Below are 26,377 nucleotides of genomic sequence, written 5' to 3'. Positions count from 1 at the left end.
GATGATTAGCGCAGGCGTTCGACGCACAGCCGGAACGGAAAGTGGCGCGCGATCGTCGCGGCACCAGGGGGAAGGCCGGCGCCATCCAGAATAGTGGCCCAATCTGCGCTGCGGAAACTCCGGGCAATGGAGAGCTGCCCATCCTCGCGGACGATGCGGTGCACGCGCAGCAGGCGAGCGAGCCAGGGATATCCGAGGTAGGCGAAGGCGTGACGATGAAGGTCGTTGATCAGCCAGCCAAGCCTCGCGTGACCCTCCATGTAGCCGATGAAGTCATGCAGCTCGGAGTCGCCCATGTGATGCGCGACCAGACTGCTCACGACACAATCGAATGGACCGGGCAGGTCCTTGTAATCACCGACGTGCAGTTGAACTGGCAGCCCCGCCGTTGCCTCGAGCGCGCTCGCCAGGCTCTTCTGGTTGAGATCGACGCCATGCAGCTCGACCTCCTTCCCGTTTCGGACCGCCCATGCGGCGATCTGACACAGCATGTCGCCGCGTCCGAAGCCGACATCGAGAACGGAAAAGCGCGGACGAGCTCCGACTGCCGACTTCAGGAACAAGAGGGTCGGCCGAGCAGCCAAGGTCCACGAATTCACCGTGGCGAGATCGGCCAGGACCTTCCCGTATTCCTCGAAGGCGAGGTGGGGGGAGTCCATCTGCTCCTCTCGCCGTGATCGAACCTTGAGGTCGATCACGCCGCACGCTCGTATCGGAACCCCTCGGCCGCCAGCCCTGGTCCGAAGGCAAGCGCGACGCCACTGCGCTCGCCCTCATCCGATTGGCGGAGGATCGCTGCAAGAACGAACATCAGCGTTGAGGACGACATGTTGCCGAAGTCGGCCAGCACTTCGCGCGACCGGTCGAGCGCGTTGGCCGGAAGATCGAAGCCGCGCTGCACCGCATCCAGGATCGATCGGCCTCCGGCATGGACTGCCCAGCTGTCGATCTTTCCCGCGTCGACCGCGTCGAGGATCCGCTCGCGGATCCATGGCTTTTCCAGCGCCGACCCGATCCGCCCGGGCACTTCCCCCGACAGCTGCATGACGAAGCCGGTCTCGCCTATTGCCCACTGGATGAGGGTCTCGCTGTCTTCCATCGCGATGGCGAAGGGCCGATCGATCCGCAGCCCCGTGGCGTCGGCACTGACGATGGCCGCCGCGGCTCCGTCACCGAACTGGAGCATGCCGAGGAGCGCCTCCATGTCGTCGGTGAACTGTAGATGCAGCGTCGAAAGTTCGACCGTTACGACGAGGACGCGCGCGGCGGGTTCCGAACGAACGATATGGTAAGCGGTCCGAAGCGCTGCGATCGCCGCATAGCAGCCCATGAACCCGATCAGCGTGCGCTCGACATGATTTGCGAGCCCGAGCCGGCGAGCAATGATCTGGTCGACCCCGGGCGCGACGAACCCCGTGCAGCTTGCGACCACGAGGTGAGTAGTCCGCGCGATTGCTCCGGCATCAAGTTTCGCGATTGCTGCAAGCGCAAGCTCGGGCGCAGTCTCCGCATAGATCCGCATCCGCTCCGATGTCGGCGGCGGCGCATCCGCATAGAGACCTCCGTCGGCGACCGGGGAACCACCACCCGCCGTCGTGGGCAGCACCGACCAACGATGGTTGATACCCGACCGCTCGGCCATGCGCCGGAAGACGGAGCGTTGCCGCTCATCCGGAAGGCGCTGTTCGGCCCAGGCCAGAAAGGCCTTGTGAACATCCTGCGACGGTACGGCAGTGGTGACTTGGTTGATGAAGGCGGCGCGCTCGGAAATATGAAGGACCCTGGACAGAGTTTTGTTTTTCAACCGCCTTTGCCACGAAAGGGTTCATTACAAACGCGGTTCATTCCCGGTGGCATGCTCCACATGAACGGATGTGGAAGAGCTGACGACCACAGTCGCTGTTCCGTTTTCATCGACCGAACGCAATCGTCATCTGCCATCAACGACTGCCCCTCGCGCCGTTGGGACGCGTTCGCCCCTGGCTGACACCTCCGCATGAAACGCTTCACGAACTGGAGGATCCAGATGCTCGAAATTAGTAGGGCGACCGTTAGCGCAAAACTGATCCAGCCGATCAAGATTGGTTCGAATCCGTACCTGCGGACCAGCAGAATGGGGAAGCATTGTTAAAAGATGCTGATTGCAAGCGACGCAAGGAGACTTGCGGCGAAAAAGTGACGTACGATCGGAAGCCGCAGGAGTGACCAGCTTGGACCCCGCTTTTCCGCGCGATCAATGCTTTTCGAGCAATCGCTTGGCAATACCACGAAGGCGCCAGCCAGGATTGTAGAGAACAGGAATCCTGCGACCTCCGCTGAGCCTGCGGAACGTCGAGGACCTGCTATTCGAGCGTGGGATCGACATTTGCCATGAGACGGTGCGCTACTGGTGGAACCGCTTCGGTCCGCTGTTCGCGGCCGACATCCGCCGCCAGCGGGTGAGCCGCATGCGTGGCTTTCGCCAGTGGCGCTGGCACTTGGACGAAATGTACGTGAAGGTGAACGGCGAGATGCGCTACCTGTGGCGAGCCGTCAACCATGAAGGCGAGGTGCTCGAGAGCTTCGTCACCAAGGAGCGAGATAAGGCCGCGGCACTCCGCTTCATGAAGAAGGCGCTGAAGCGCCATGGCTCGCCGGAGGCGATCACCACCGACGGCCTGCGCTCCTACAGGGCTGCCATGACCGAACTGGGCAACACGGGGAAGCAGGAGGTCGGACGTTGGGCCAACAACAGGGTGGAGAACAGCCACCTGGCATTCCGACGACGAGAACGAGCGATGCTCAGGTTTCGGCAGATGAAGAGCTTACAGAAGTTCGCTTCCGTCCATGCCAATCTCCACAACCACTTCAATGCCGAACGTCACCTCGTCAGCCGATCCGACTTCAAGCTCCGCCGCTCGGCCGCCCTGGCCGAGTGGCAGGGGCTTGTGGAGTAGGGCTGACCATCAAAGACCGAGCGGCGCGCTGCAGAGACGCTTTCGCCTTTGTCTGACACCTCCGCCACGGGCCGCCTGCTGCCGCTGGCCGCCGTCATGCAGGACGACTTGCGGCCTAGCGCTCGAGTTTCGGCGGGCGGGGATGCGTCCTTCCTGCTTCTTTGCTGAGCACGTAACCAATTTCTTTTCGCAACGGGTGCGCGGCGTGGTGACAAGGATCGCGCTTGCGGCGATGAGGCCGGCGTGAGCAGGAGACGCCGGAGCATCGCGATCATCGCGCCGCCGACCCCGGGCCACCTCAATCCACTGCAAGTCCTCGGCGCCCGACTGATCGCGCTCGGGCACCGGGTGACGATCGTCCACACCGGCGGGGTGGCGCGCTATGTCAACACGCCCGAAGTCGGGTTCGCGCCGCTGGCGGACGGCGCATCGGACGGTCTGCTCGACACCTATCTGTCGCAGCTCGCCGCGGCGACAGGGCTGCTCGGGATCACCCGGATGATCGCCGCCACCGCTCGCATGACCGCGCGGCTGCTCGACGAGGCGCCGGCGGTTTTGGAACGGATCGGGGCGGAGGCGGTCATCGCCGATGCGGCCGAGCCGGCCGGCGGCCTGATCGCCCGGCGCCTAGGTCTCCCCCATGTCGTCAGCATCACCGGGCTGCCGCTGATGCGCGAGGAAAATGTCCCGCCGCCCTTTCTCCGCTGGCCCTACCGGCCGGACGGGAGCGGGCGAGCGCGCAACCGCGGCGGCTACCGTGTCTCCGATCTGCTGATGCGCCCGATCAGCGGCGTGCTCGAGCAGCGCCGGCGGGCGTGGCGGATCGACGAGGAGGAGGAGGATGGACCGCTGGTCCATGTCGCCCAGTGCCCGCGCGGGCTCGATTTTCCGCGTGACGAGCTTCCGCCCCGCTTCCACTATGGCGGCCCATGGCGCAACCCGGTCGAGCCCTGGGTCGACCGGCCGGACGATCCGCTACCGTTGATCTTCTGCTCGCTCGGCTCGCTTCAAGGTTCGCGCAAGGCGCTGTTCGCGACCATGGCGGCAGCCTGTGCGGCGGTCGGCGCGCGAGCGGTGATCGGGCATGGCGGCGGGCTCACCGCCGATGAGGAAGCCGCGCTTCCCGGCGATCCGCTGGTGCGTGACTACTGGCCGCAGGAAGCGGTGCTCCGATGTTGTTCGGCGGCGATGCTGCACGGAGGTTTCAACACCGTTCTCGACGCGGTCGCGGCCCGGGTCCCGATCGTCGCGGTGCCGATCGCGTTCGAGCAGCCTGGGACGGCGGCGCGGCTCGCGCGGATCGGAGCGGCTAAGGTAGTCCGGTGGCGCGGGCTGACGGTACGGCGGCTCGCCCGGGCTCTCGAGGAGGTGCTTGCGGAGCGCCGCTATAAAGAGGCGGCGGGCAAACTGGCGGACGAGATGGCGAATGCTGGTGGCGCCAAGACGGCCGCTGCCATCGTCAGCGCCGCGCTCGTCGATCGGCCCTGACCCGCGGGAGCTGCCACCAAGGCGCGCCGGGGGCGAGGTGATGCTCGTGATGATAGGCGCCGAAGTGGAAGCAGGTGAGCAGCGACGTGAGCGGGCGCCACTCGTTGCTGCGGGCATTGTGCTCGTCCTCGAACGCCCCGTCCTCGTGCCGATGCGGCAGATAGGTGCCGAACAGAAATAGCTGGACCAGTGCGAGCAGCGCCGGGATCGCCCAGAAGGCGACGATGTTCACCAGCGCGGCGCCGAGCCACAGGTAGAGCGTTGCCGCCAAGGTAATCCGCAGGATCTGCCCATGGGTATAGTAGGTCGAGAAGAAGCGGACGAACCAAGGGAAGGCGCGGCGGGGCTCGCCCGGAGAGAAGTCGGGGTCGTCGGGAGTGCCGGGAGCGCGGTGATGGGCGTGATGCTTGGGGCGGAGCGCGCCGAACGACAGGCCGGCATAGGCAGCGAGCGACAGCGTGCCGATCATGCGGTTCAGCCGAGGATGCCCCGGGGCCAGCGACCCATGCATGCAATCATGGGCGATGATGAAAAGCCCGGTGCTGAGCCAGGTCTGCGCCACGATCAGCAGCGCTGCGAGGGGCGCAGTCGACCACTGCCAGCGCCACAGGAAGATGCCGCCGAGATGGATAGCCACCCACCCGGCACCGATCGCCCCGGCGAGCAGGAGGCTGGTGGCGGTGTTCCGGGCGAGACTGGTCATCATTCTCCGCCGTTCGCCCGCTTGCGGGTGGGGTAGCTCGGCTCGTCGGCAGGATGCGGGACGAGGCGGACGGATTCTGTCCGGCTCGTCGCTGGATCATGCCGGCGGTGCGCGCGTGGCGGAAGGGCAGTCCAGCCGAGAGCGGTGCTGGTGGCCGGCGCTGGCTTGCCCGAGACCGAAGGCAGGGCAAGCTCGCCGAGACGATGCCATGCGGGGGATGACGTGATCGCCAGCGCAAGCGGCGCGAGCCCCATGCCGACCAGCACGTCGACGCCATAGTGGCCGCCGAACAGCGGGGTGGCGAGGATCGTCAGCCCGGCCCAGAGCGGGGCGAGGATCCTGAGCCTCGGGATGTCGCGCTGCCCCCAGGCAAGGATGATCGGCAGAGTGGCATGATAACTGGGAAAGGTAACGATGCCCCATAGCTGGGTGAGGTCCAGCGTCCGCCAGCTTCCGTCGCGCAAACCCGCGATCATACCCCGCTCCATCCAGGCTACCGAGGGCCAGAGATGGGAAAACCGGGCCGGATCGAAAACGTTGCCCATCGCCGGCATCAGCCCGGACAGGAGGATAGTGGCAAAGCCGCTCAGGATTGCCGCAGAGATGGTGATGCCGAGAGTTCGGAACCTGGCGGTGCCGCTCAGTGCCACGATGCAGACGATCATCTGAAGCGGCAGGCTGTGGTACGCGACCGCGCCAATCCACAGCAATACCGGCGAGTGGTCGGAGGCGAGGAAGACAGCAGGCCAGTCGAACCCTAGCCTGCGATCGGCGTGAGCTAGGGCCCCGTCCCACAACGGCCCGGCCTTGGCGGCCAGCGCGTAGGAGAGCAGGATGCCAAGCTCGGAAAAAAGGGTCATCAGCAGGAAGGCGGACGCGCCGGCATAGAGCCGAGGCCGAGCGGTCGATCGCCCGATCACCGCCGCCGCCGCGAGCAGCAGCAGTGAAAGTCCGGGCAGTAGCAGGCCGGTGAAGCGGAAGCCGAGGCCTGCGGAGGCGAGAAGGCAGGCCAGCACCACACCTGCAATCAGCACCCACGATCCGGCATGGCTTTCTGGTATGGGCGACGTCCGGGCCATCGGCTGTTGAACGCGAGGATGAACCCACGGTGCCTTGGCGCTGACAATAAACGGGAAAAAACTGGAGCAAGCGCCGGAGCTGCCGCTGATCGTCTGTCGCCACAAAAACCGAGGCGGCATTCCCGTTCATAACTCTCGCTCATGGCACCCATAGCGGCTTCGCATTTCAAATCGCGCTGCGGACGGCGGACAATTCACTCCTCATCAAGGGAGATCCGACATGAAGTCCGCCAGCCCAGCCGCGGCGCTCCGCCGAGCCTTCGCCATTTCCGTGCTCGTCGCCGTGGCCGGCGCTCCCGCACTCGCCAAGGGATCTCCGGAGACCGTCGCCCCGACCTATGCCGACGGAGTGCTTCGGGTGCGCTCATCGCATTCGGTCAACGAGACAGTCGCCCGGATTCGTGCGGCCGTCGAAGCCAAAGGGATCCGCCACTTCGCCGAGATCGACCAGCGCCAGCTCGGCGCGGGGGCCGGTCTACCGATCCGAGCCTCGGTTCTGGTGCTGTTCGGCAATCCGCCGCTTGGCGTCCAGTTCCTCCAGGCCAATCCCTATGCCGGGCTGGATTGGCCGGTGCGCATGCTCGTCCGAGAGGCGGAGGACGGCGGCACCGAGATCGCCTGGACCGATTTCGCTTTCATCGGCCGCCGTTATGCGATCGGCGGCAAGAGGGCGCAGCTCAAGATGGCCAACGAGGTCGCGGCCACGATCGCGTAAGAAGCCGCCGAATAGAAGGATCAAGAGCCATGGCCGGAAGCCTCGCCGCTCTTTCCGTTGCGCTGCTCGCCGCGGGCGTGATGGGCTATGCCGTTCAGCGCGGTGCCACGTGCATGGTCGCGGCGTTGGAAGAGATCGTCGCCGAGCGGCGCGCGCGACGGATCGTGGCGTTGCTGGAGGCGGCGGCGATCGTGGCCGCGGGAATGGTCGCCGCGCAGCTCGCCGGCTTCCTGCCGATGCCCCCGGCCGACCACCTGCTCACCCTCCATACCGTTGCGGGCGGCGCGCTGCTCGGGCTCGGAGCCTATGTCGCAGGTTCGTGCGTGTTCGGCTCGATCGCCAAGCTCGGGTCGGGGCAGTGGGCCTATGCGCTTGTCCCGCCTGGCTTCTTCCTCGGGTGTCTCACCACGGGCCTCGTTCCGACGTCGGCTCGGAGCGAGCCGATGGCCACTTCGGCGCTGCTCGATCAGGCCGCGCTCGTTGCCGTGCCGCTGCTCTTGCTCGTCGGGTGGCGTTCCCGCCGGGTCGTCCGAGCGGCGCGCGGGGGAATGCTCGCCGAGCATGTCTGGTCGCCCCACGTGGCGACCGGCGTGATCGGGCTGGCGTTTGTCGTGCTGCTGCTGGCGGTCGGGCCCTGGGCCTACACCGACCTGCTCGCCGACCTCGCCAGAGGACGAATGGCGGAGCTCGCGCTTCGCCTTCCGCTGTTCCTCGGCCTGTTCGGCGGTGCCATCCTGGGCGGCTGGACCGCAGGCCGCCTGAAGCCGGCATGGCCGACTGCGCGCAAGGCGCTCTCCTGCCTGTCGGGCGGCGCGTTGATGGGAATGGGCAGCTTGCTCATCCCCGGCAGCAACGACGGGCTCATCCTGCTCGGCTTCCCGCTGCTACGTCCCTACGCCTGGGTCGCGCTGGCGAGCATGGCGGGGACGATCCTCGCGGCGATGCTGGTGGCCCGGACGGTCCGCCGGCTGGCGGTTTTCCCCGAATTGGCGTATTGACCTTGGCTTGGCGCTAGGGGGCGCGACGGCGATGGAAATGCAGCAAGTCCGCTATTTTCTGGCGGTTGCGCGGACCTTGAACTTCACCCGTGCGGCGGAGGATTGCAACGTCACTCAACCCGCCTTGACCCGCGCGGTCAAGCAGCTGGAGGATGAGCTCGGCGGCGAGCTGATCCGCCGTGAGGGACGCAACAGCCACCTGACCGAGCTCGGGCTGAAGATGCAGCCGCTGCTCCAGCAATGTTACGAGAGCGCGCTGACCGCCAAGTCGCTCGCCGCCAAGGTGCGGCGCGGTGAGGTTTCGAGCCTGTCGATCGCGGTGTCGCGAACGCTCGACATCGAGCTGCTGATGAAGCCGCTAGGAGAGGTGCAGCGGAGTTTCCCCAGCCTGCAGCTCAAGGTGCGTCGCGGCACCGGCGCGGTCATCTGCGACATGCTTCGCAACGGCGAGGCCGAACTGGCGATCGGCGGGCCGCTCGGCGAGGAATGGGAGCGGATCGACACCTGGCCGATGTTCACCGAGGCGTTCGACTTGGTGGTCGGCGCCGATCATGAACTGGCTCAGCGCGACTGTCCCGACCTCGATGTCGAGTTGGTCAAGGAATCGCGCTTCCTTCACTATGCCGGGTGTGACCCGGCTGAGCTTCGGCCGGAGCAGGTAACCGGCCGCGGGATCCGCTACGACGCGGTGCACGAGGTGGACTCGGTCCGCGACCTCGAGGCGCTGGTGGTGGCGAAGTTTGGGCTTGCGATCGTGCCGGCGAGCGCGATGCAATCGCCGCGGGTTCGTCATCTCCATTGCTCGGCGCTGGACCTCACGCGAACCGTGGCGATCTACAGTGTCGCCGGGCGCCAGCGGTCACGCGAGGGAGGCGCGCTGCTCAACCTGCTGCGCTCGACCGACTGGAGCGACCGGCTCGTCCCGGAGCTTGTCGACGCCGCGTAGGAGGTCGTCCAGTTCCATGCGCCGACGGTAGTCGGGATCGACGTGGCGCTCGACGATGGTGCCATCCTGCGCCACCACGAACACCGCCGGTATGGGCAGGATCCAGTCGGTACCTCCCTGGTAAAGCGGAATGTCCCAGCCGGCGCCCTCGATCATCTGCGACATCTGGCGGTCGACCCACACGACGAGGTTAAGCGACAGCGCGTAGCCACCGCCGAGGTCGGTGAGGATTGGGAAGCAAGCGCCGGCATCTTGCCGCAGCTCGCGGGTGTAGCGCTGGGTCTCGGCCGAGATGCCGATGATCCGCGCCGGGCGCACTCGGTCCTCGATCTCGGCCAGACCGACCATGTTGAGCCGGCAATAGGGGCACCAGTGACCGCGGTGAAAGGCGAGCACCACCGGACCTTGTGCCAGGAGCTCCTCGAGGCCGACGAGGTGACCGTCCTGGTCGGGCATGGTGAAGAGCGGCATGGGATCGCCGACCTGCGGCGCGCTGGAGCCGGCACGCACCGTTTCCAACCGCCCGACGAAGCGGTCGACCTCGGCGCAGAAATCGGGAGCCTCGTCGCGGACGACGTCGGCAACGGCGCGGAGCCGCTCACCCAGCGTATCGCCGCGGTTCCTGACAAGCTGATACACCTGTTCGAGACGCGTCACGAACGGATGGGTCATGGGTTCGCTTCTACCATGATCGGCGGATCAAGGCGATGGCGACGCGAGCGCCCGGATCTCGGCAAGCAGTCGCGCGGGCTCTAACTGGCGACGATAGTCGGGGTCGATATGGCGGAAGCGAATGAAGCCGCGCTCGTCCAGCAGGAAGACCGTGGGAATCGGGAGCACCCAATCGGCACCGCCCTGGTAGAGGGGAATGTCCCAGCCTGCCTCCGCGATCAGCGCGGCGAGTTGCTCGTCGATCCACACGGCGAGCCCGAGCGAGAGGGCGTAGCCGGCGCCCATGTCGGTGAGGAAAGGAAAGCCGGCGCCACATTCGTCGCGCAGCGACCGGCCGAAGCGCGGCAGTTCGGCCGAGATCGCAACCATCTGCGCCGGGCGGGCAGCCTCCTCGATCTCGGCCAGTCCGGCGAGGCTCAGCCGGCAGAAGGGACACCAGTGGCCGCGGTGAAAGACGACGACGAGCGGCGCACGTCCGAGCAGGCTCTCCAGCGTGACCAACCTTCCGTCGTGGTCGGGAAGGGCAAACAGCGGCAGTGCCTGGCCGACCTCGGGCGCCGAGCCGCCGGCGCGAACTCCCGCCAGCCGCTCGGCAAAGCGGTCGACCGCCAGCGCATAGTCGGGGCGCAGCGTTCGCGCCGCGTCCGCGACCACGCGCAGCCGTTCGGTCAGGGCGAGATTGCTCGACCGAACCTGCTGGAACGCCTGCTCGATCGAGCGAAAGCCAGTTTCGGTCACTCGACGCCGACCAGTCTCAGGCACGGCCGGCCGCCGTCTCGACCATGTCGCCGCCGCAGGCCTCGTGAAGTATGAAACCCTCCAGCGGGTCGACGGGCGCACGCCACGGCGCCTTCTCGAGCGTCTCGGCGGTGTGTCGGTAGCCGGCCTCACGGCGTTGGCGGATGCCCTCCGGCGAGAAGTCGAGGTCCTTGCTGTGATCCTCATAGTCGAGCGCGGGTGCCAACAGGCGAACGACGTGCATCCGGGTGGTACAACCGTAGCCGCGCATCTCCTTCACGCTCGCCGGATCTCCGGCGCCGTCAGGGACGAGCGCGCCCAGTTCGGCGACGACGTGGCGGAGGCGGTGGAGCTGACGCTGCCGCTTAATCTGAGCATGGCTGCGGCTGGAATACTGGACATCCTTTTGGCGGTTGAGCACGTCCCAGATGGACGTCGGCTCGGGCCCGTGCGGGTTCCAGATGTGAACGGCGAGCACCAGTGAGCTGCGCCGGGGGTTATCGTCGAACACCACCTCCACGGGCGTGTTGGAGAGGATCCCGCCGTCCCAGTAGAGTTCACCGGCGATGCGCACGGCCGGGAAGGCCGGTGGGAGCGCGCCCGAGGCCATGATGTGGCGAAGGTCGATCGGCTGCTCGCGGCTATCGAAATAGACCATCTCGCTGGTCCGGACGTTGGAGGCGCCGACTGTCAGCCGGACGTCTCCGTGGTTGAGCCGGTCGAGGTCGATCAGCTCGCCCAGCGTCTCGGCGAGCGGACCGGTCGAGTAGAAGCCGGCGTGCTCGGGCCCGAGCGGGTAGTGCGGGCTGAGGAAGGCACGCCAGTCGGGCTCGAAGAAATTCTTCACCCCGCGGGTGACCGCAACGGCGTTGCGCGCCCCCGAGGCCATCCAAGCGGGAAGGAGATGAGCTAGCGAGGGGCCATGTTCGACCTGGCGCCAGAAGGCGCGCAGCCGGTCGAGCCGCTCGCCCTTCGGTGAACCGGCGATCAGCCCGGCGTTGATCGCGCCGATCGAGGTGCCGACCACCCAGTCGGGCTCGATCCCACTCTCGGCGAGCGCTTCGTAGACGCCGACTTGATAAGCGCCGAGCGCGCCGCCGCCTTGCAGTACCAGCACGAGCTGGCCGAGGCCGGCGATCTCGTCGCGGAGTTGGGCTGTCATCACTGCCTCCTCAAATGGGCGAGCTCGGCGAGGATGCCGCGCTTCTCGGGATCGCGGGACGGGCCGACGGTGCGGCGGGCAAGCGGCCGGACCAGCGGCAGGATCGCTGCCAGGTCCGGGCGGAGCGGTGTTGCGAGATCATGGGTCATTGGGCGGTCCATCCTCCGTCGATGCTGATCGTGGTTCCGGTGATCGAAGCGGCGCGGTCGCCGCACAGGAAGGCGGCGAGGGCGCCGACCTCCTCGACCGTGGCGAAGCGCTTGCTGGGCTGCGCGGCGAGCAGGACGTCACGGATCACCTCGTCGCGGGTGAGCCCGCGCGCTGCGGCGGTGTCGTCGATCTGCTTCTCGACCAATGGCGTCCAGACGTAACCCGGGCAGATCGCGTTGCAGGTGACGCCGTGCTGCGCACCCTCGAGCGCGACGGTCTTGGTCAGCCCGGCGATCCCGTGCTTGGCAGCGACATAGGCGGCCTTGAACGGAGAGGCGACCAGCGCATGGGCGGAGGCGACGTTGACGATCCGCCCAAATCCAGCGGTCTTCATTGAGGCGAAGGCCGTGCGGATCGTGTGGAACGCCGCCGACAGATTGAGTGCGATGATCCGGTCCCATTGCGCGGGCGCGAACTGCTCTACCGGGCTGACGTGCTGGACGCCCGCGTTGTTGACGAGGATGTCGACCCGCCCGAACCGCGCCGCGGCGCGCTCGACCAGGGCGACCGCCTGGGCAGGGTCGAACAGGTCGGCGCCATCGTAGGAAGCGCGGCCGCGCAGCGTTCCGCACTCTTCGCACAGCGCCTCGATCGTGCGCTCGTCCGCTATCCCGTTGATGACGACCTCGGCGCCGGCGCTGGCGAGCGCGCGGGCGATGCCGAGCCCGATTCCGCTGGTCGATCCGGTCACCACCGCGCAGCGCTTCGAAAGTGGCAGCGCGCTCGTCGTGTGAGTGGCAGGCATGTCCATGAGGCGACTCCCTGGTTGGTAGCGCCATTGTCCGGGATCGCCGCGTCCCGCTGAAATGCCGAAAGCGCATCGACTCCATGCGGTCATGCAATTGGGCGGGCGCTCGCGACGGGGGTAATTTTCGAAGCGTCACGGAAGCCGGCTCAAGGTCCTCAGCGGCCGCGGACGGAACCGATCCGGGCCCAAGGATGGCGCAGGCTCCCGTGACCCCGTTTCAAGCGAAAGGATGCGCTCGATGATCAAGAGTTTCTCGGCTTCGCTGGCCGCGCTGGCCCTGACCGCGGGTGGCAGCCCCGCCCCTGCGGCGACCTGCGCCGCACCCGGCGGCAATCCGCTTTCCCAGGCGCCGACCAGCCCCAAGGGTGTCACCGACACGGTGCTCTCGTCGGTCGCGCTCGGTCCGGAGATCGGGGTCGACGGCCGCCAGCTGCGCACCCGGCGACTGGTCGTCCAGCCGGGCGGAATTGTCCCGCTGCACAGCCACAAGGACCGGCCCGCGCTGATCTACACCATGTCCGGCGCGATCACCGAATATAGCAGCGCCTGCGGCAAGCCGATCGAGCACCGCGCCGGCGACATCAGCCGCGAGGCCGAGGGGCTCAGCCACTATTGGGTGAACCACGGCAAGGTGGCCGCCGTCCTGCTGAGCTCGGACGTCTACCACGGCAACTGACCGCTCCCCGCCGGCCGCGCTCCCCTTCCACCTGGTCGGCACCCCCGTGGCGCTCCGTCTTCTGCCCCCGCGGCAAAGCGCCACTTCCCCTTGCAACCCTGGGGGCCGGAGACCTTCGTTGAACAAGATCAGCAGCATCACCGCCGCCGCCGTCCTCGCCTCGCTGACCGCGGCCGCCGCCCAGGCGAGCCCGGTCGCGCCGCAGCCCGGCAAGGACAAGTGCTTCGGGATCAGCCTTGCCGGCAAGAACGACTGCAAGGCGGGTGCCGGCACGAGCTGCGCCGGCACCTCGGTCCGCAACTACCAGGGCGACGCGTGGAAATATGTCGCCAAGGGCACCTGCACCTCGATCAAGACCCCCAAGGGGCCTGGATCGCTCACCGCCATCAAGGGACGCTAAGCCATGAAACCCGCCGCCGGACTAAGCTTCAAGGCAGAGCATTTCGCCGACGCCCTCGAGACGCCGGCGGCGGACCTCTGGTTCGAGGTCCATGCCGAAAACTACATGATGCCAGGCGGCCCCCGCCTGGCCATGCTCGCCGCGCTTCGCGAGCGCTTCGACCTCAGCCTTCATGGCGTGGGCATGTCGCTCGCCGGCGCGGGCGAGCCCGACGCCGACCATCTTGCCCGACTGAAGGCACTGGTCGACCGCTTCAAGCCGGCGCTCGTCTCCGAGCATCTCGCCTGGTCTCGGCTGGACGGCCGCTGCTTCCCCGACCTGCTGCCGTTCCCGCGCACGTCGGAGGTGCTGCGCCGAACCTGCGCCAACATCGCCCGGGTCCAGGACGTGCTCGGGCGCCAGATCCTCGTCGAGAACCCCAGCCACTATGTCGCGCTGCGCGATCACCAGTGGGGAGAGACCAGCTTCCTGCGCGAAATCGTTCGCCAGACCGGGTGCGGGCTGCTCATCGACGTCAACAATGTCGTCGTCGCGGCACATAATCTGCGGTTCGACGCGGATTCCTGGCTCGACGACATTCCCGCTGCCGCGGTCGGCGAAATCCACCTCGCGGGGCACAGCCTCGACGCGGAAGGCTCTCTGCTGATCGACAGCCACGACGCGCCCGTCGCCGAGACAGTCTGCGCCCTTTATGCCCGGCTGGTCGAGCGGATCGGTCCGCGACCGACGCTGATCGAGCGTGACGGCAACCTCCCGGCCTTCGCGGAGCTGCTCGCCGAACGCGCGCGCGCCACCGCCATTCTCGCCAGCGAGGCGGCCTATGTCTGACCTCCACGACTTCCAGCGGGACTTCGCCGCGGCGATCGACGGGCTGCCCCAGGGCGCGATGCGGGTCTACCGCAACACCGTGCTGAGCGGCTGCGTAGAGGCGCTCCGGGCCAATTTCCCGGTCCTCAATCGGCTGCTGGGGGAGGAGCTGTTCACCGCGCTGGCGGTGGACCATGCCAGTCTCTGCCCGCCGCGTTCGCCGGTGCTAGCCGCCTATGGCCAGCGTTTCCCGGACTGGCTGGAGGAGCAGCCGATCCTGCTTGAGCTGCCCTATCTGTCTGACGTGGCCCGTCTCGAGCGGCTGTTCCTCGAAAGCCTGTTCGCGGCCGACCAGCCGGCGCTCCGGCCGGGGGAGACCGGGGTCACCCCGGACTGGCAAGCCCTCCGCCTCCGGCTCCACGCGGCGACCCGCTTTGACTGGTGCAATCGCTCGGCGATGAGCATCTGGCTGGCGCATCAGGACGAACTTGGGAGCGAGCTGGCGATCGATGGTCGGGCGGAGGGGGCGCTGTTCACCCGTCCGCGGCTGTCGGTGCTGCCGATCCGGATCGACCGGCCGGCGCATCGCTTCCTGTTCGGGATCCGCCTTGGCGAGACCGTCGGGGCGAGTGCCATCGCCACCGCCAAGCTCTACCCGCACGCCGACGTCGGCGCGCTGTTCGCGTCCCTTGTCAGCGCCGGAGCCTTCGCTGGCACCGGCCCAACGGAGACCTGATCATGGCCACTATCGCCGCTGTTTCCGCCCCGGCCACGCCGGAGATCTGCAACACCCCGCTGCGGTGGTTCGCGGCGATCGCTTCGCCGCTGCTGCCGCCGTCGGTGCTGCTACTCGTCCAGCGGGTCGGCATCGCCGCGATCTTCTTTCTCTCCGGACGGACCAAGGTCGACGGTTGGCTGACCATCAACGACAGCGCCCGTGAGCTGTTTGCCAGCGACTATCGATTGCCCTTCCTGCCGCCGGAGATCGCGGTCCATGTGGCGACCTACAGCGAGCATCTGTTCCCGATCCTGCTGGTGCTCGGACTGTTCAGCCGCTTCGCCGCCTGCGCCCTGCTCGGCATGACCTTGGTGATCGAGGTGTTCGTCTATCCCGATGCGTGGCCGACCCACCTGAGCTGGGCCGGGCTACTCCTCCCGATCATCGCCCTTGGCGGCGGGCGGATCTCGCTCGATCGCCTCTTCCGCCTCGACGGCTGAGCCGCGTCGAGAAGCAACAAGATTAGACGGGAGGCGACGTCGTGCCTCCCGTCTGCTGTGTTCGGGAGGCGACACCTTCCAATGACGTCCCTGGCGATCGCTCCGTTTGGGGGTGACTTGCAGGCCGGTTTCCGCCAAGGGCCTCCAGCCGTCAGCGATCGAAAGTGGCCGTTTTTGCAATTGGTTAGTAGAAGCAGGCTGCGCGCCTCGTGGATGGCCGGGGTGGCTGTCGCGAGCCTTGTCGCGCTGCTTCCGGCGACGGCGGCCGCGCAGACGGCAACGGCCGATCCGAGCTCCACGCGCTGCCCACCCGAGACGCCGTCCGCTGCCCCGCCGCCGCCTGCGGGCGCGCGCCTACCAGACGTTCCGCCGATCTTGTGCCAGGACGAGGTCAACCGGGAGACTCCCCCGCTCGGCGCCGACGACCCGTCGTTGCAGCAGCCGCTGGAGAGCGTTGGCGACTTCGAGAACCGGTTGAAGTCGGCGGAGACTACCCCGGGCAGCGTCGCGCCGAGCGCCGACCCGGAGCTTGCGCAGCCATTGCCACCCCTCAGCCAGTTCGATGTGCGCGAGGTGGAGCTTGCCCAGCCGGCGCAGGGCGAGAAGCCGGCCGAGCTTCGCTACGCCACCAGGATCGAGGGGCTCGACGCCGCCGATGCGCAGACCGAGATCGACCTCGCTGGTGAGTACAAGGGGCTTTCGGCGCTGCGCGAAGGCAAGGGCAAGGCGGCCAACGAGGCGATGCTGTCGGCGCGGCTGACCGAGGACAGCAAGCTGGTCGAGCGGATCCTCCACGCCGAAGGCTGGTACGACGCCAAGGTGACCACCCGGATCGATCGCACCACCACGGCTGCGGATGGTCAGCCGGTCACCGCGGTCCTGCTCGTCGCGCCGGGGGAGCGCTACAAGCTTGGCACGATCATCGTTCATGCCGACCCGACTGTGCCGCCGCGGCTGATCGACGACAATCTTGCGCTCAAGATCGGCGAGCCGATCGTCGCGCAGCGGATCCAGGGCGCCGAGGCGAACGTCGCGATCGTGCTTCCGCAGAAGGGATATCCCTTCGCCACCGTCGGCCAGCGCGACGTTCTGCTCGATCCCGAGACCCACCTCGGCGACTATGTGCTGCCGGTGACGCTCGGCCCGCGAGCGCGGTTCGGCGGCTTCCGGACCACCGGAGACCTTGCCTTCGATGCGCACCATGTCGAGGTGCTGTCGCGGTTCAAGCGGGGACAGCTTTACGATAGCCGGCAAGTCGACGACCTTCGCCAGGCGCTGGTCGCGACCGGGCTGTTCACCACGGTGGCGGTGGCGCCGGAGCGGACCGGGCAGACGAACCCGGACAGGACCGAAACGGTCACCATGCTGGTGACCCAGGACGCCGGGCCGCCGCGGACGCTGGCGGCCAGCGCCGGCTACGGCACCGGCGAGGGCTTCCGGGTCGAGGGCAGCTGGACCCACCGCAACCTCTTCCCGCCCGAGGGCGCGCTCGTCACGACGGCGGTCGCGGGAACGCAGGAGCAGGGTGCGAGCGCGATCTTCCGCCGGTCGAACGCCGGCAAGCGCGACCGCACCTTCCAGTTCGGGCTGGAGGCGCTGAGGAGCCGCTACGACGCCTTCTCGGCGCTGACCGGGCGCCTGTTCACGAGGCTGAGCTACGACAGCACGCCGATCTGGCGGAAGACCTTCACTTGGGCGGTGGGGGCGGAGATCCTCGGAACCGTCGAATCCGACTATAATTTCGCGCTGGGCGAGCGGGACAAGCGCAAGTTCCTGATCGGCGGGGTCAGCGGGCAGCTGGGAATCGACCGGACCGACAGCCTGCTCGACCCGACCAAGGGGTTCCGGGCGCAGATCCTGGTCCAGCCGGAGGGCGCGCTCCACGACGGGTTCCGGCCCTATGTCAGGAGCCAGCTCGACGGGAGCGTCTATTATCCGGTCGCGGACAAGATCGTCGTCGCGGGGCGGGTGCGGGTCGGGACGACGCTCGGGATCGACCGCTTCGACCTCGCGCCGTCGCGCCGCTTCTACGCCGGCGGCGGCGGGTCGGTGCGCGGCTTCGGCTTCCAGCAGCTCGGGCCCAAGGACCCCGACAACCGGCCGCTGGGCGGACTGAGCCTGACCGAGGCGGCGGCCGAGGTGCGCTACCGCTTCGGCAATTTCGGCGTGGTCGGCTTCGTCGACATGGGCCAGGTCTACGAGAAGCGGGTGCCGGACTTCAGCGGGCTGCGCACCGGGGTCGGGATCGGCGGCCGCTACTACACCAGCCTCGGCCCGCTCCGGGTCGACGTCGCGACGCCGCTCGGGCGAAGGCCCGGCGAGAGCCGGTTCAACGTCTATGTCTCGATCGGGCAGGCCTTCTGATGGCCGCGCCGGACGAAGATCCGACGCCGGAGACGATCGTCGTCCGCCACCGGACGAACTGGCCGCTGCGGATTGCCAAGTGGGTGCTCGGGCTGGTCGTCGCGCTGCTCCTGCTCGCGGGAATCGTGCTGGTGGGAGTGAACACCGATCCCGGCCGGCGCTTCGTCGCGCAGCGGATCGGCGGGCTGCAGTTCGCGAACGGGATGAAGATAGGGGTCGGGCGGATCGACGGGTCGATCTACGGCGCGATGACGATCCACGACTTCAGCCTGTCGGACCCCAAGGGCGTCTTCTTCCGGGCGCCGCTGGTCGAGCTCGACTGGCGGCCGTTCGACTATCTCCACAAGCATCTCGATGTCCGGAGCCTGACCGCGCCGACCGCGACCCTGGCGCGGCTGCCCATGTTCAACGTCACGCCGCCGAGCAACCAGCCCCTGCTTCCCGACCTCGACATCACGGTCGGGCGATTGAAGGTCGACCGGCTGGTGATCGAGCGGCCGGTGACCGGCGAGCAACGGATCGCCTTTATCGACGGCCGGGCGCGGATCGCCGACCGGCGCGCGCAGGTCGCGCTGGAGGCGGCGACGGCGGGGGTCGCGGGGCAGGCGGGCGGCGACCGGCTGTCGCTGCGGCTCGACGCGGTGCCCGAGGCCAACCGGCTCGGCCTCAACGCCTCGCTCGACGCGCCGGCCAACGGCGTTCTCGCCAGGATCGCCGGGCTGACCAAGCCGGTGCGCGTGCAGCTTCGCGGGCAGGGCGACTGGCGGCACTGGGACGGGCAGTTGTTCGCCAATCTCGACAATTCGCCGTTCGCCCGGCTGGCGCTGAGCGCGCGCGACGGGACGTTCGGGGTACGCGGGCCGACGCGGGTGGCGCGGCTGGTGCAGGGACCGACCGCGGCGCTGCTCGGGCCGATCACCAACGTCGACGTCCAGTCGACCTGGGCCAACCGCCGGGCGCAGCTTCGCGGACGGGTGTGGAGCGATGCGTTCACGCTGGCCAGCGAGGGCGTAGCCGACGTCGGCGGCAACCGGCTGGAGGATTTCCACCTCGGCTTCGCGCTTTTGAAGCCGCAGACTCTGGCGCCCAACCTCGCCGGGCGCGAGGTCGAAGTGTCGGCCGTTTTGAACGGCGAACTTAGGCGGCCGACTGTCGACTATCACGTCACCGCCGCCGCGCTCGCCTTCAACACGATGGGGCTGAGCAACCTCGACGCGCACGGGACGGCGAAGTTCAACCGCGATCATCTCGTCGTGCCGGTCGCCGCCACCGCGCGGGCGATCACCGGGCTCGATGCCGCCGCGGGCGGCGCGATCACCAACGTCCGGCTGGACGGCGACCTGGCGGTCGACTGGCCGCGGATCGTCTCCGACAATCTCCGCCTCCGCGCCGACCGGATCGACGCCAAGGCGATCGTCCTCGCCGACGTCGCCAGGGGGCTCTACACCGGCGCGCTCGAGGGCCGGGTCAACAATTACCGGATCAACAGCCTCGGCATCTTCAACATCGACACCCACGCCGACGTGAAGACGCTGCCGAGGGGCGGGTTCAGCCTGGTCGGCCGGGTCCGCGCCCAGTCGACGCGGCTGTTCAACGACGGGGTGCGAAGCTTCCTCGGCGGCAATCTGGTCGCGTCGAGCGACGTCGCCTACGGGACCGACGGGCTGATCCGCTTCTCGCGGCTTCGCCTCAATGCGCCGCAGCTCCGGGTCACCGACGGACGCGGAAGCTATTCGCCGGACGGGCGGATCGCGCTCGCCGCCAGCGGCGTGTCAAAGGCCTACGGCCCGGTCGCGGTGCAAGTGACGGGCACGGTCAACAGCCCGCACGCGATCGTCACTGCCGCCCGACCCGGGCTCGGCCTTGGGATCGCGGGGCTGCGCGCCGAGATCCGGAGCGCCGGCAACGCCTATCTGGTGACCGCCAGCGGACAGAGCCAGTACGGCGCCTTCACCGCCGACGTCGCGGTGAGGACCGCGGGCGGCCCGCTGACCGTCGACATCCGCCGCGCCACGCTCGCGGGGATCACCGTGGACGGCCAGGTCCGCCAGACCGCCGCCGGTCCGTTCGCGGGCCGGCTCAATGCGCGCGGGCAGGGGCTGGGTGGGGTGGTCCGGCTCGCCGCCGCGGGCAAGTATCAGCAGGCGGTGATCAACCTGCGCGCGCGCAACGCCGTGCTGCCCGCACCGGCGAACGTCGCGGTCGGCGCGGCGATCGTCGATGCCCGGGTGACCCTCTACGACCAGCCCGAGATCATCGCCGACGCGCAGCTCGCGCAGGCGCGGTTCGGGACCACCGACATCGCCGCGCTGCGGACGATCATCAACTATCGCGGCGGTCGCGGTTATGCGCGGGGGCTGGCCGAAGGCACCGCCGGCGTACCGTTCCGGATGGCCTTCAACAGCGAACTGGAGCCGAACCTGTGGCGTGCGGCGCTGAAGGGGCGGGTGAACGGCGTCGATGTCAGTACCGCCAGCCCGGCGCGGATCGTCCCGCACGGCGGAAGCTACGAGCTTCTCCCCACGCGGCTCAACTTCGATCGCGGCAGCATGCGACTGGCCGGCAGCTACGGCCGCGAGCTTCGGCTGCAAAGCCGGATCGATCGGCTCGACATGAGCCTGCTCGACCTCTTCGCGCCCGGGTTGGGGCTCGGCGGCAGCGTCACCGGGGCAATCGACTTCGCCGAAACCGGCAACGCGCTCCCGCAGCTCCAGGCCAATCTCGCGATCCGCAATTTCACCCGCACCACCGCGGTGTCGGTCAGCCGGCCGCTCGACGTGAACTTGGTCGCCCGGATCGCGCCCGGCATCGGTAACCTCAATGCTGTGATGCGCACGCGCGGGACGGTGGTCGGCCGGCTTCAAGCCGCGATCCAGCCGCTTGGTCCGGGCGTTGGAAGCTGGACCCGGCGGATCGCCGGCGCGCCGCTAACCGGCGGGATCCGCTACATCGGGCCGGCGGACTCGCTGTTCTCGCTGGCCGGGCTCGCTGACCAGAGCCTCGCCGGTCCGCTCGGTGTCGCCGCCGACTTCGGTGGCCGGGTCGAGCGGCCGTCGTTGCAGGGCATCGTTCGCGGTCGCGGGCTGAGCTACTCCAACGCGACCTATGGGACGCGCCTCACCAACATGGCGTTGCAGGGCCGCTTCACCGGCGAGCGGCTGCAGATCGACCAGCTGACCGCCCAGGCGGGAAGCGGCACGGTCACCGGCAGCGGCTATGTCAGCCTGGCGGCGGCGAGCGGCTATCCTGCCAACTTCGATCTCAAGCTCGACAATGCACGCCTGGCCAACAGTGACGCGCTGAGGGTGACCGCGACTGGCGATGTCCGCCTGGTCAAAGCCGCCAACCAGTCGCCAGTGCTGACGGGCATCGTGCGGCTGCCCGCCACTCGCTACCAGATCATCCGCCAGGGCTCGGCGCAGGTGCCGGAGCTGACCGGCGTCCGGTTCAAGCCGCCGAGGGGCCCGGCACGGGTCACCGGCGATGCACCGCCGCCGACCGACAGCGGGTTCGGCGCGGTCCAGCTCGACCTCCGCATCGTCGCACCCGAGCAGCTCTACGTCAGCGGCATGGGTCTGGAATCCGAGTGGCGCGCGGACCTGAGAGTGCGCGGCAGCAACAGCGACCCCCGCATCTCGGGAACAGTCGACCTCGTCCGCGGCACGCTCGGCTTCGCTGGCCGTTCGTTCGAGCTGCAGGAAGGCCAGATCCGCTTTGCCGGCGGCGGCACCGGCGATGCGACCATCGCTCTGACCGCCGCGGAGACGATCGAGGACGTCGACATCACGGTGAACGTCACCGGCTCGGCGACCGATCCGAAGATCAGCTTCACCAGCACCCCCGGTCTGCCGCAGGACGAGATCGTCTCGCGCATCCTGTTCGGCAACTCGGTCGGTCAGCTGTCTGCGATCCAGGCGGTCCAGCTCGCCGCCTCGCTGAACACGCTGCGCGGCTCCGGCGGGGGCGGCCTCAATCCACTCGGCAAGCTGCGCCAGGTCGCCGGGATGGACCGGCTGCGGATTCTTGGACCGGACGAGACGCAGGGGCGCGGCTCGGCACTGGCGGCAGGCAAATACATTGGCAAGAACATCTATCTCGAGGTGGTCACCGACGCACGCGGCTTCACCGCGACCCAACTTGAGGTGACGCTGAGTAGGGCCTTGTCGGTGCTGAGCCGGGCCGGCGGTTCCAACAGCACCAACGTCAACGTGCGCTACAGGAAAACCTATTGATGCGCGGAGCGCTGCCTCTCTTGCTGATCCTGGCTGCAAGCGGCTGCGGCGATCGGCGCACTTTCGACGATCGGTTCAACGATACGCAGGCCAATCTGCAGAAGCGGGCGCGGACGCTGGACGAGCAGCTCAACCACCAGGCTGATGAGACGGCCAACAATCAGCAGGCGCCGACCGGCCGCTGACGAGCGTCCCTGAAGCCCCAAGCAAGCTTCATTCGAGCGACCGCGGCACATAAGCGGTGCAGCCTCGTTCGTCCCGCCGCATGACCATCCTCGATCTCCTGTTCGGCCGTCGGCTTGCCAATCGCGAAGGTGAGCAGCGGAAGATCGGGTGGGTGGAAGGGGTGCCGGCGATGGGCCTGGATGGGCTCGGCTCCTCCTCCTACGGTCCGGAAGCCGCGCTGACGATCATGATCCCGCTCGGCGCGCTGAGCCTTGCCTATGTGGGCTGGGTGATTGCGCCGATCATCCTGCTGCTGGCGGTGCTCTACGTCTCCTACCGGCAGGTGATTCTCGCGTACCCGACCAACGGCGGCGCCTACACGGTGGCAAAGGAGAATCTGGGACCGCTCGCCTCGCAGCTGGCCGCGGCTTCGCTGATGCTCGACTATATCCTGAACGTCGCGGTGGGGATCTCGGCAGGCGTGGGGGCGCTGACCTCCTCGGTCCCCTTCCTCCATCCGTACACGCTGCCGCTCTGCCTCGGCATCCTCCTGCTGGTGGCAGTCGCCAACCTTCGCGGTACCCGGGAGGCGGGCTGGCTTTTCGCGCTGCCGACGTACGTCTTCATCTTGTCCTTTCTCGGACTGATCGGCTGGGCGCTGGTGAGGCTAGCGGTTCACGGCGGTACGCCCACGCCCGTCGTCGCGCCGCCGCCGCTCGGGCCTGCCGCGGCCGGGGCGAGCCTGTGGTTGCTGGTCCGCGCCTTCGCTGCCGGATGCACCGCGATGACCGGGGTCGAGGCAGTCTCCAACGGAGTTAACGCTTTCCGCGAGCCGGTCGTCGACCAGGCACGCAGGACGCTGACCATCATCTGCCTCGTGCTCGGGCTGCTGCTCGCCGGGATCGCCGCTGTCGCGCATGCCTATGGGCTGGGCGCGATGGACCAGACGAAGGCCGGATACCAGAGCGTGCTGTCGCAGCTTGCCGGCGCAATCGCCGGGCGAGGGCTGATCTACTATGTGGCGATGACCAGCCTGCTCGCGGTGCTCTGCCTCTCGGCCAACACCAGCTTCGTCGGCTTTCCGCGGGTCTGCAACCTGGTCGCCCGCGACGACTTCCTTCCGCGTGCCTTCGCCGTGTCGGACAGGCGGCTGGTCTATTCGGCCGGGGTCATCTTGCTCACGGCGACCGCCGGTGGACTGCTGGTCCTGTTCGACGGGATCACCGACCGGCTGATCCCGCTGTTCGCCATCGGTGCCTTTCTCACCTTCACGCTCAGCCAGACCGGGATGGTCGCGCACTGGCGGCGCCAGAAGGGGCGCAACCTGCACCGGCTGGCAATCAACTCGCTGGGCGCGGTGACCACGATTGCGGCGCTGCTGGTGATCACTGCAGCCAAGTTCCTCGAAGGCGCCTGGCTGGTCACGCTGGCGATCCCGCTCGTGGTGCTGCTGATGCGCTCGATCCACCGTTACTATGAGCGACAGGACAAGGTGCTCGCGAGCCACGGCGAGTTCAGCGTCGACGAGCATGAGCCGCCGACGGTGATGGTCGCCTATGAAGAGCGCAACCGGATCACCGACCGCGCACTCCGCTTTGCGATGACGCTGTCGCCGGACGTACTGGCGGTGCACCTGCTGCGCCTTGAAGGACCCAACCATGAGGAGGACATCGCCGCAGTCCGCGACCGGTTCGAGCGGGAGATCAGCGGGCCACTTGAGCGTGCTGGCGCCGCCACGCCGCGGCTGATGATGGTTCCTGCGCCGTTCCGCGAAATACACGGACCCCTCTTGGAGCTGGTCGAAAAGATCGACGAGGCGACGCCCGGCCGCTCGGTCGCGATCATCATACCGGAACTCGTGCCGCGGCATTGGTGGCAAAAGCTGCTGCACGGGCGCCGTGCGGCGCAACTCCGGACCGCGCTGATGGAGCACGCGGGACCGCGACTGATGATCGTCAGCTCGCCTTGGCGGGGCACGCGCTAGAGTAGAGCCTGTCCTGCCTGAAGCGGCGTAGATAAGCTGCGGTCAGGAAAGCACAATTTCTAACTCATGAGCATGAATTCACTGGCTCGCGTGCGGTTTGGGGTTACCCAAATCGTTTCGGTGGCCTAGCGACGCAGATCAGGAATCGGCGGCTCGGGGGGGGCGGATGGAAGGAATCAGGAAGGCTGCGACCGGGATTGCCGGGTTCGACGAGCTGACGCTCGGCGGCGTGCCGGCCGGGCGCCCGACTCTGGTCTGTGGTTCTGCCGGATGCGGCAAGACATTGTTCGCCTCCACCTTCCTTATCAACGGCGCGAATGGGGGCGAACCGGGCGTCTTCGTCACCTTCGAGGAACGTCCCGGTGACATCGTCGAGAATGTCTCCTCGCTCGGCTTCGGACTCGATGGTCTGATCGAGCGGGACATGATCCGGATCGAGCATATCGCCATCGATCCGTCCGAGCTTGCCGAGGTTGGCGACTATGACCTCGAGGCGCTGTTTCTGCGGCTTGAGCTGGCGGTCGAGGAGATTGGCGCCAAGCGGATCGTGCTCGACACCATCGAGAGCCTCTTCTCCGCCTTCCAGAACCCGGCGATCCTCCGCGCCGAGATCCGCCGCCTGTTCGACTGGCTGAAGCAGAAGGGGCTGACCGCGGTCATCACCGGCGAGCGCGGCGACGGCACGCTGACGCGCCAGGGGCTGGAGGAATATGTCTCCGACTGCGTGGTCCTCCTCGACCACCGGGTCCACAACCAGGTCAGCACGCGCCGGCTGCGCATCGTCAAGTATCGCGGCACCGCCCACGGGCTCAACGAATATCCGTTTCTGATCGGCGAGGACGGGTTCAGCGTCCTGCCGGTGAGCTCGCTCGGGCTGACCCACCAGGTGCACGACGAGCGCATCTCGACCGGGATCGCTGACCTCGACTCGATGCTGAGCGGCGGCGGCTTCCATCGCGGCTCGAGCATCCTGCTGAGCGGAGTCGCGGGTTCGGGCAAGAGCACCATCGCCGCGTCCTTCGTCGACGCCAGCTGCCGCCGCGGCGAGAAGACGCTCTACTTCTCGTTTGAGGAATCGGCGGCGCAGACGGTGCGCAACATGCGCTCGGTCGGGATCGACCTCCAGCCGCACATCGACTCCGGCCTGCTCCACTGCACGGCGGTGCGGCCGACCTTCTACAGCCTCGAGATGCACCTCGCGGTGATGCTCCGCGAAGTGCAGCGGGTCGGGCCGGCGTTGGTCGTGCTCGATCCCATCTCCGCCTTCATGGACACCGGCGAGGAGCTGGAGGTTCAGTCGATGCTGCTGCGGATGATCGATTTCCTGAAGACCCAGGGCATCAGCGGGGTCTTCACCCATCTCGCGCACGTGCAGGGCGCGGCGCAGACCGACGCCGGCCTGTCGTCGCTAATGGACGCCTGGATCCTGCTGCTCAACCGCGAGGTGAACGGCGAGTTCAACCGCGAGCTCTACCTGCTCAAGGCGCGCGGCATCGCGCACAGCAACCAGGTCCGCGAGTTCGTGATGAGCGACGATGGCATCCGCCTGATCGAGCCCTTCCTCGGCGAGAACGGGGCGCTGACCGGGTCGGCGCGCCGCTTCGAGGAGGCGCGGATCCGCCGCGACGAGACGGTGCGGCTGGCCGAGCGCGTCCGGCAGGAGGAGCGGATCGAGCAGCGGCGACGCAAGGCCCGCGCGCAGATCGAGGCGCTGGAGGCGGAGCTCAGGGCCGACGAGCTCGAGCTCAGCAGCCTCGCCGAGCAGGAATCCGCCTATCTCACCCAGGCTCGCCAGGACGCGGCCGCTATGGCGGCGGGACGTGCTGGCCAGTGGGCCGCAGGACCGGACCATGACTGACGAGCAACCCATCAAGCTGACGCTCTACGTCGCGGGCGAGACGCCCAAGTCGGTGGCGGCGATCCGCAACCTCAGGCAGTTGTGCGAGGAGCATCTGACCGGCCGCTACGAGATCGAGGTGATCGATCTTCGCCAGCAGCCGCAACTCGCCCGCGAGCACAACATCGTCGCCATTCCGACCCTGGTCCGGTCGCTGCCGGTTCCCGTGCAGAAGATCATCGGCGACCTGTCGGATCGGGAAAAGGTGCTGGTGCACCTGCAAGTGGACCAGCGCTGAG

The 26,377-nt window shown here is 67.9% G+C and carries 24 protein-coding genes and 1 pseudogene; 16 read left to right on the top strand and 9 right to left on the bottom strand.

Going from position 1 to position 26,377, the window contains the following annotated elements; translation table 11 throughout:
• Nucleotides 1-5 precede the first annotated feature (5 nt).
• Both HMF7854_RS10790 and HMF7854_RS10785 read right to left on the bottom strand, forming a co-directional pair.
• Nucleotides 6-698, bottom strand: coding sequence for a methyltransferase domain-containing protein (locus HMF7854_RS10790; protein ID WP_239016940.1), 693 nt, complete (start codon nucleotides 696-698; stop codon nucleotides 6-8).
• Entirely contained in the window at nucleotides 695-1,771 is a 1,077-nt protein-coding gene (locus HMF7854_RS10785) for a type III polyketide synthase (RefSeq protein ID WP_126720181.1), read from the bottom strand. Before HMF7854_RS10785 ends, HMF7854_RS10790 begins: the two co-directional genes overlap by 4 nt.
• Nucleotides 1,772-2,303: 532 nt before the next feature.
• On the opposite strand from HMF7854_RS10785, the pseudogene HMF7854_RS10780 reads away from it, so the two are divergent.
• Nucleotides 2,304-2,936 (top strand): annotated as a pseudogene (locus HMF7854_RS10780) (IS6 family transposase); the annotation flags it as partial.
• 243 nt (nucleotides 2,937-3,179) lie between these two features.
• Nucleotides 3,180-4,424 (top strand): glycosyltransferase, encoded by a 1,245-nt coding sequence (locus HMF7854_RS10775; RefSeq protein ID WP_239016939.1) that lies wholly within the window; start codon nucleotides 3,180-3,182, stop codon nucleotides 4,422-4,424.
• On the opposite strand, the gene HMF7854_RS10770 is transcribed toward HMF7854_RS10775, so the two are convergent.
• Together HMF7854_RS10770 and HMF7854_RS10765 are read right to left on the bottom strand one after the other, a co-directional pair.
• Nucleotides 4,396-5,127, bottom strand: a complete 732-nt coding sequence (locus HMF7854_RS10770) for a fatty acid desaturase (protein ID WP_126720180.1) — start codon at nucleotides 5,125-5,127, stop codon at nucleotides 4,396-4,398. The two genes, HMF7854_RS10775 and HMF7854_RS10770, sit on opposite strands and share 29 nt — an antisense overlap.
• Nucleotides 5,127-6,143 carry a phosphatase PAP2 family protein gene (locus HMF7854_RS10765; protein ID WP_221766434.1) on the bottom strand — a complete coding sequence of 339 codons (1,017 nt, stop codon included), beginning with the start codon at nucleotides 6,141-6,143 and terminating at the stop codon, nucleotides 5,127-5,129. The genes HMF7854_RS10770 and HMF7854_RS10765 overlap by 1 nt, the downstream gene beginning before the upstream one ends.
• Before the next feature lie 283 nt (nucleotides 6,144-6,426).
• Between HMF7854_RS10765 and HMF7854_RS10760 the strand changes: the two genes are divergently transcribed.
• The 3 genes from HMF7854_RS10760 to HMF7854_RS10750 are packed head-to-tail and all read left to right on the top strand — an operon-like array spanning nucleotide 6,427 to nucleotide 8,865.
• Entirely contained in the window at nucleotides 6,427-6,921 is a 495-nt protein-coding gene (locus HMF7854_RS10760; protein ID WP_126719093.1) for a DUF302 domain-containing protein, read from the top strand.
• 29 nt (nucleotides 6,922-6,950) lie between these two features.
• Entirely contained in the window at nucleotides 6,951-7,919 is a 969-nt protein-coding gene (locus HMF7854_RS10755; protein WP_126719092.1) for a YeeE/YedE thiosulfate transporter family protein, read from the top strand.
• A 31-nt stretch (nucleotides 7,920-7,950) separates the two neighbouring features.
• Nucleotides 7,951-8,865 (top strand): LysR family transcriptional regulator, encoded by a 915-nt coding sequence (locus tag HMF7854_RS10750; protein WP_126719091.1) that lies wholly within the window; start codon nucleotides 7,951-7,953, stop codon nucleotides 8,863-8,865.
• Here HMF7854_RS10750 and HMF7854_RS10745 read toward each other — a convergent pair.
• From HMF7854_RS10745 to HMF7854_RS10730, 5 genes are read right to left on the bottom strand one after another with little or no spacing between them, the layout of a single operon-like run.
• The gene (locus tag HMF7854_RS10745; protein ID WP_126719090.1) at nucleotides 8,779-9,537 is read right to left on the bottom strand and encodes a peroxiredoxin-like family protein; all 759 of its coding nucleotides are present in this window, start codon (nucleotides 9,535-9,537) and stop codon (nucleotides 8,779-8,781) included. The two genes, HMF7854_RS10750 and HMF7854_RS10745, sit on opposite strands and share 87 nt — an antisense overlap.
• A 27-nt stretch (nucleotides 9,538-9,564) precedes the next feature.
• Entirely contained in the window at nucleotides 9,565-10,275 is a 711-nt protein-coding gene (locus HMF7854_RS10740) for a peroxiredoxin-like family protein (protein ID WP_185829252.1), read from the bottom strand.
• A gap of 16 nt (nucleotides 10,276-10,291) precedes the next feature.
• Entirely contained in the window at nucleotides 10,292-11,437 is a 1,146-nt protein-coding gene (locus tag HMF7854_RS10735; protein WP_126719088.1) for a patatin-like phospholipase family protein, read from the bottom strand.
• Nucleotides 11,437-11,586 carry a hypothetical protein gene (locus tag HMF7854_RS15810; RefSeq protein ID WP_185829251.1) on the bottom strand — a complete coding sequence of 50 codons (150 nt, stop codon included), beginning with the start codon at nucleotides 11,584-11,586 and terminating at the stop codon, nucleotides 11,437-11,439. The genes HMF7854_RS10735 and HMF7854_RS15810 overlap by 1 nt, the downstream gene beginning before the upstream one ends.
• On the bottom strand, nucleotides 11,583-12,398 hold the full coding sequence (locus HMF7854_RS10730) for a 3-hydroxybutyrate dehydrogenase (protein ID WP_126719087.1): 816 nt from the start codon (nucleotides 12,396-12,398) through the stop codon (nucleotides 11,583-11,585). Before HMF7854_RS10730 ends, HMF7854_RS15810 begins: the two co-directional genes overlap by 4 nt.
• 235 nt (nucleotides 12,399-12,633) lie before the next feature.
• On the opposite strand from HMF7854_RS10730, the gene HMF7854_RS10725 reads away from it, so the two are divergent.
• The 11 genes from HMF7854_RS10725 (at nucleotide 12,634) to HMF7854_RS10675 (ending at nucleotide 26,376) form a co-directional block, all read left to right on the top strand.
• On the top strand, nucleotides 12,634-13,071 hold the full coding sequence (locus tag HMF7854_RS10725) for a cupin domain-containing protein (protein WP_221766433.1): 438 nt from the start codon (nucleotides 12,634-12,636) through the stop codon (nucleotides 13,069-13,071).
• Between the two features lie 118 nt (nucleotides 13,072-13,189).
• Nucleotides 13,190-13,471: a BufA1 family periplasmic bufferin-type metallophore gene (locus HMF7854_RS10720; protein ID WP_126719085.1), complete on the top strand. Its 282-nt coding sequence runs from the start codon at nucleotides 13,190-13,192 to the stop codon at nucleotides 13,469-13,471.
• A gap of 3 nt (nucleotides 13,472-13,474) precedes the next feature.
• Nucleotides 13,475-14,299 carry an MNIO family bufferin maturase gene (bufB, locus tag HMF7854_RS10715; RefSeq protein WP_126719084.1) on the top strand — a complete coding sequence of 275 codons (825 nt, stop codon included), beginning with the start codon at nucleotides 13,475-13,477 and terminating at the stop codon, nucleotides 14,297-14,299.
• The gene (locus tag HMF7854_RS10710; protein ID WP_126719083.1) at nucleotides 14,292-15,014 is read left to right on the top strand and encodes an HvfC/BufC N-terminal domain-containing protein; all 723 of its coding nucleotides are present in this window, start codon (nucleotides 14,292-14,294) and stop codon (nucleotides 15,012-15,014) included. Before bufB ends, HMF7854_RS10710 begins: the two co-directional genes overlap by 8 nt.
• A gap of 2 nt (nucleotides 15,015-15,016) precedes the next feature.
• Nucleotides 15,017-15,496, top strand: coding sequence for a DoxX family protein (locus tag HMF7854_RS10705; protein WP_126719082.1), 480 nt, complete (start codon nucleotides 15,017-15,019; stop codon nucleotides 15,494-15,496).
• A gap of 375 nt (nucleotides 15,497-15,871) precedes the next feature.
• Nucleotides 15,872-17,860, top strand: coding sequence for an autotransporter assembly complex protein TamA (locus HMF7854_RS10700; protein ID WP_338056335.1), 1,989 nt, complete (start codon nucleotides 15,872-15,874; stop codon nucleotides 17,858-17,860).
• On the top strand, nucleotides 17,860-22,092 hold the full coding sequence (locus tag HMF7854_RS10695) for a translocation/assembly module TamB domain-containing protein (RefSeq protein ID WP_126719080.1): 4,233 nt from the start codon (nucleotides 17,860-17,862) through the stop codon (nucleotides 22,090-22,092). The genes HMF7854_RS10700 and HMF7854_RS10695 overlap by 1 nt, the downstream gene beginning before the upstream one ends.
• Nucleotides 22,092-22,277: a hypothetical protein gene (locus tag HMF7854_RS10690; RefSeq protein ID WP_126719079.1), complete on the top strand. Its 186-nt coding sequence runs from the start codon at nucleotides 22,092-22,094 to the stop codon at nucleotides 22,275-22,277. Before HMF7854_RS10695 ends, HMF7854_RS10690 begins: the two co-directional genes overlap by 1 nt.
• An 80-nt stretch (nucleotides 22,278-22,357) precedes the next feature.
• A complete protein-coding gene (locus HMF7854_RS10685) occupies nucleotides 22,358-24,241 on the top strand; it encodes an APC family permease (RefSeq protein ID WP_126719078.1) in 1,884 nt (627 codons plus the stop codon).
• 166 nt (nucleotides 24,242-24,407) lie between these two features.
• A complete protein-coding gene (gene kaiC / locus HMF7854_RS10680) occupies nucleotides 24,408-26,099 on the top strand; it encodes a circadian clock protein KaiC (protein ID WP_126719077.1) in 1,692 nt (563 codons plus the stop codon).
• On the top strand, nucleotides 26,092-26,376 hold the full coding sequence (locus HMF7854_RS10675) for a circadian clock KaiB family protein (protein ID WP_126719076.1): 285 nt from the start codon (nucleotides 26,092-26,094) through the stop codon (nucleotides 26,374-26,376). The genes kaiC and HMF7854_RS10675 overlap by 8 nt, the downstream gene beginning before the upstream one ends.
• Nucleotide 26,377 lies beyond the last annotated feature (1 nt).

The sequence above is a fragment of the Sphingomonas ginkgonis genome, from assembly GCF_003970925.1.
Classification (GTDB): domain Bacteria; phylum Pseudomonadota; class Alphaproteobacteria; order Sphingomonadales; family Sphingomonadaceae; genus Sphingomicrobium; species Sphingomicrobium ginkgonis.
The sequence above is the reverse complement of the archived record's forward strand: the minus strand, read 5'-3'. Positions and strand labels throughout refer to the sequence as shown.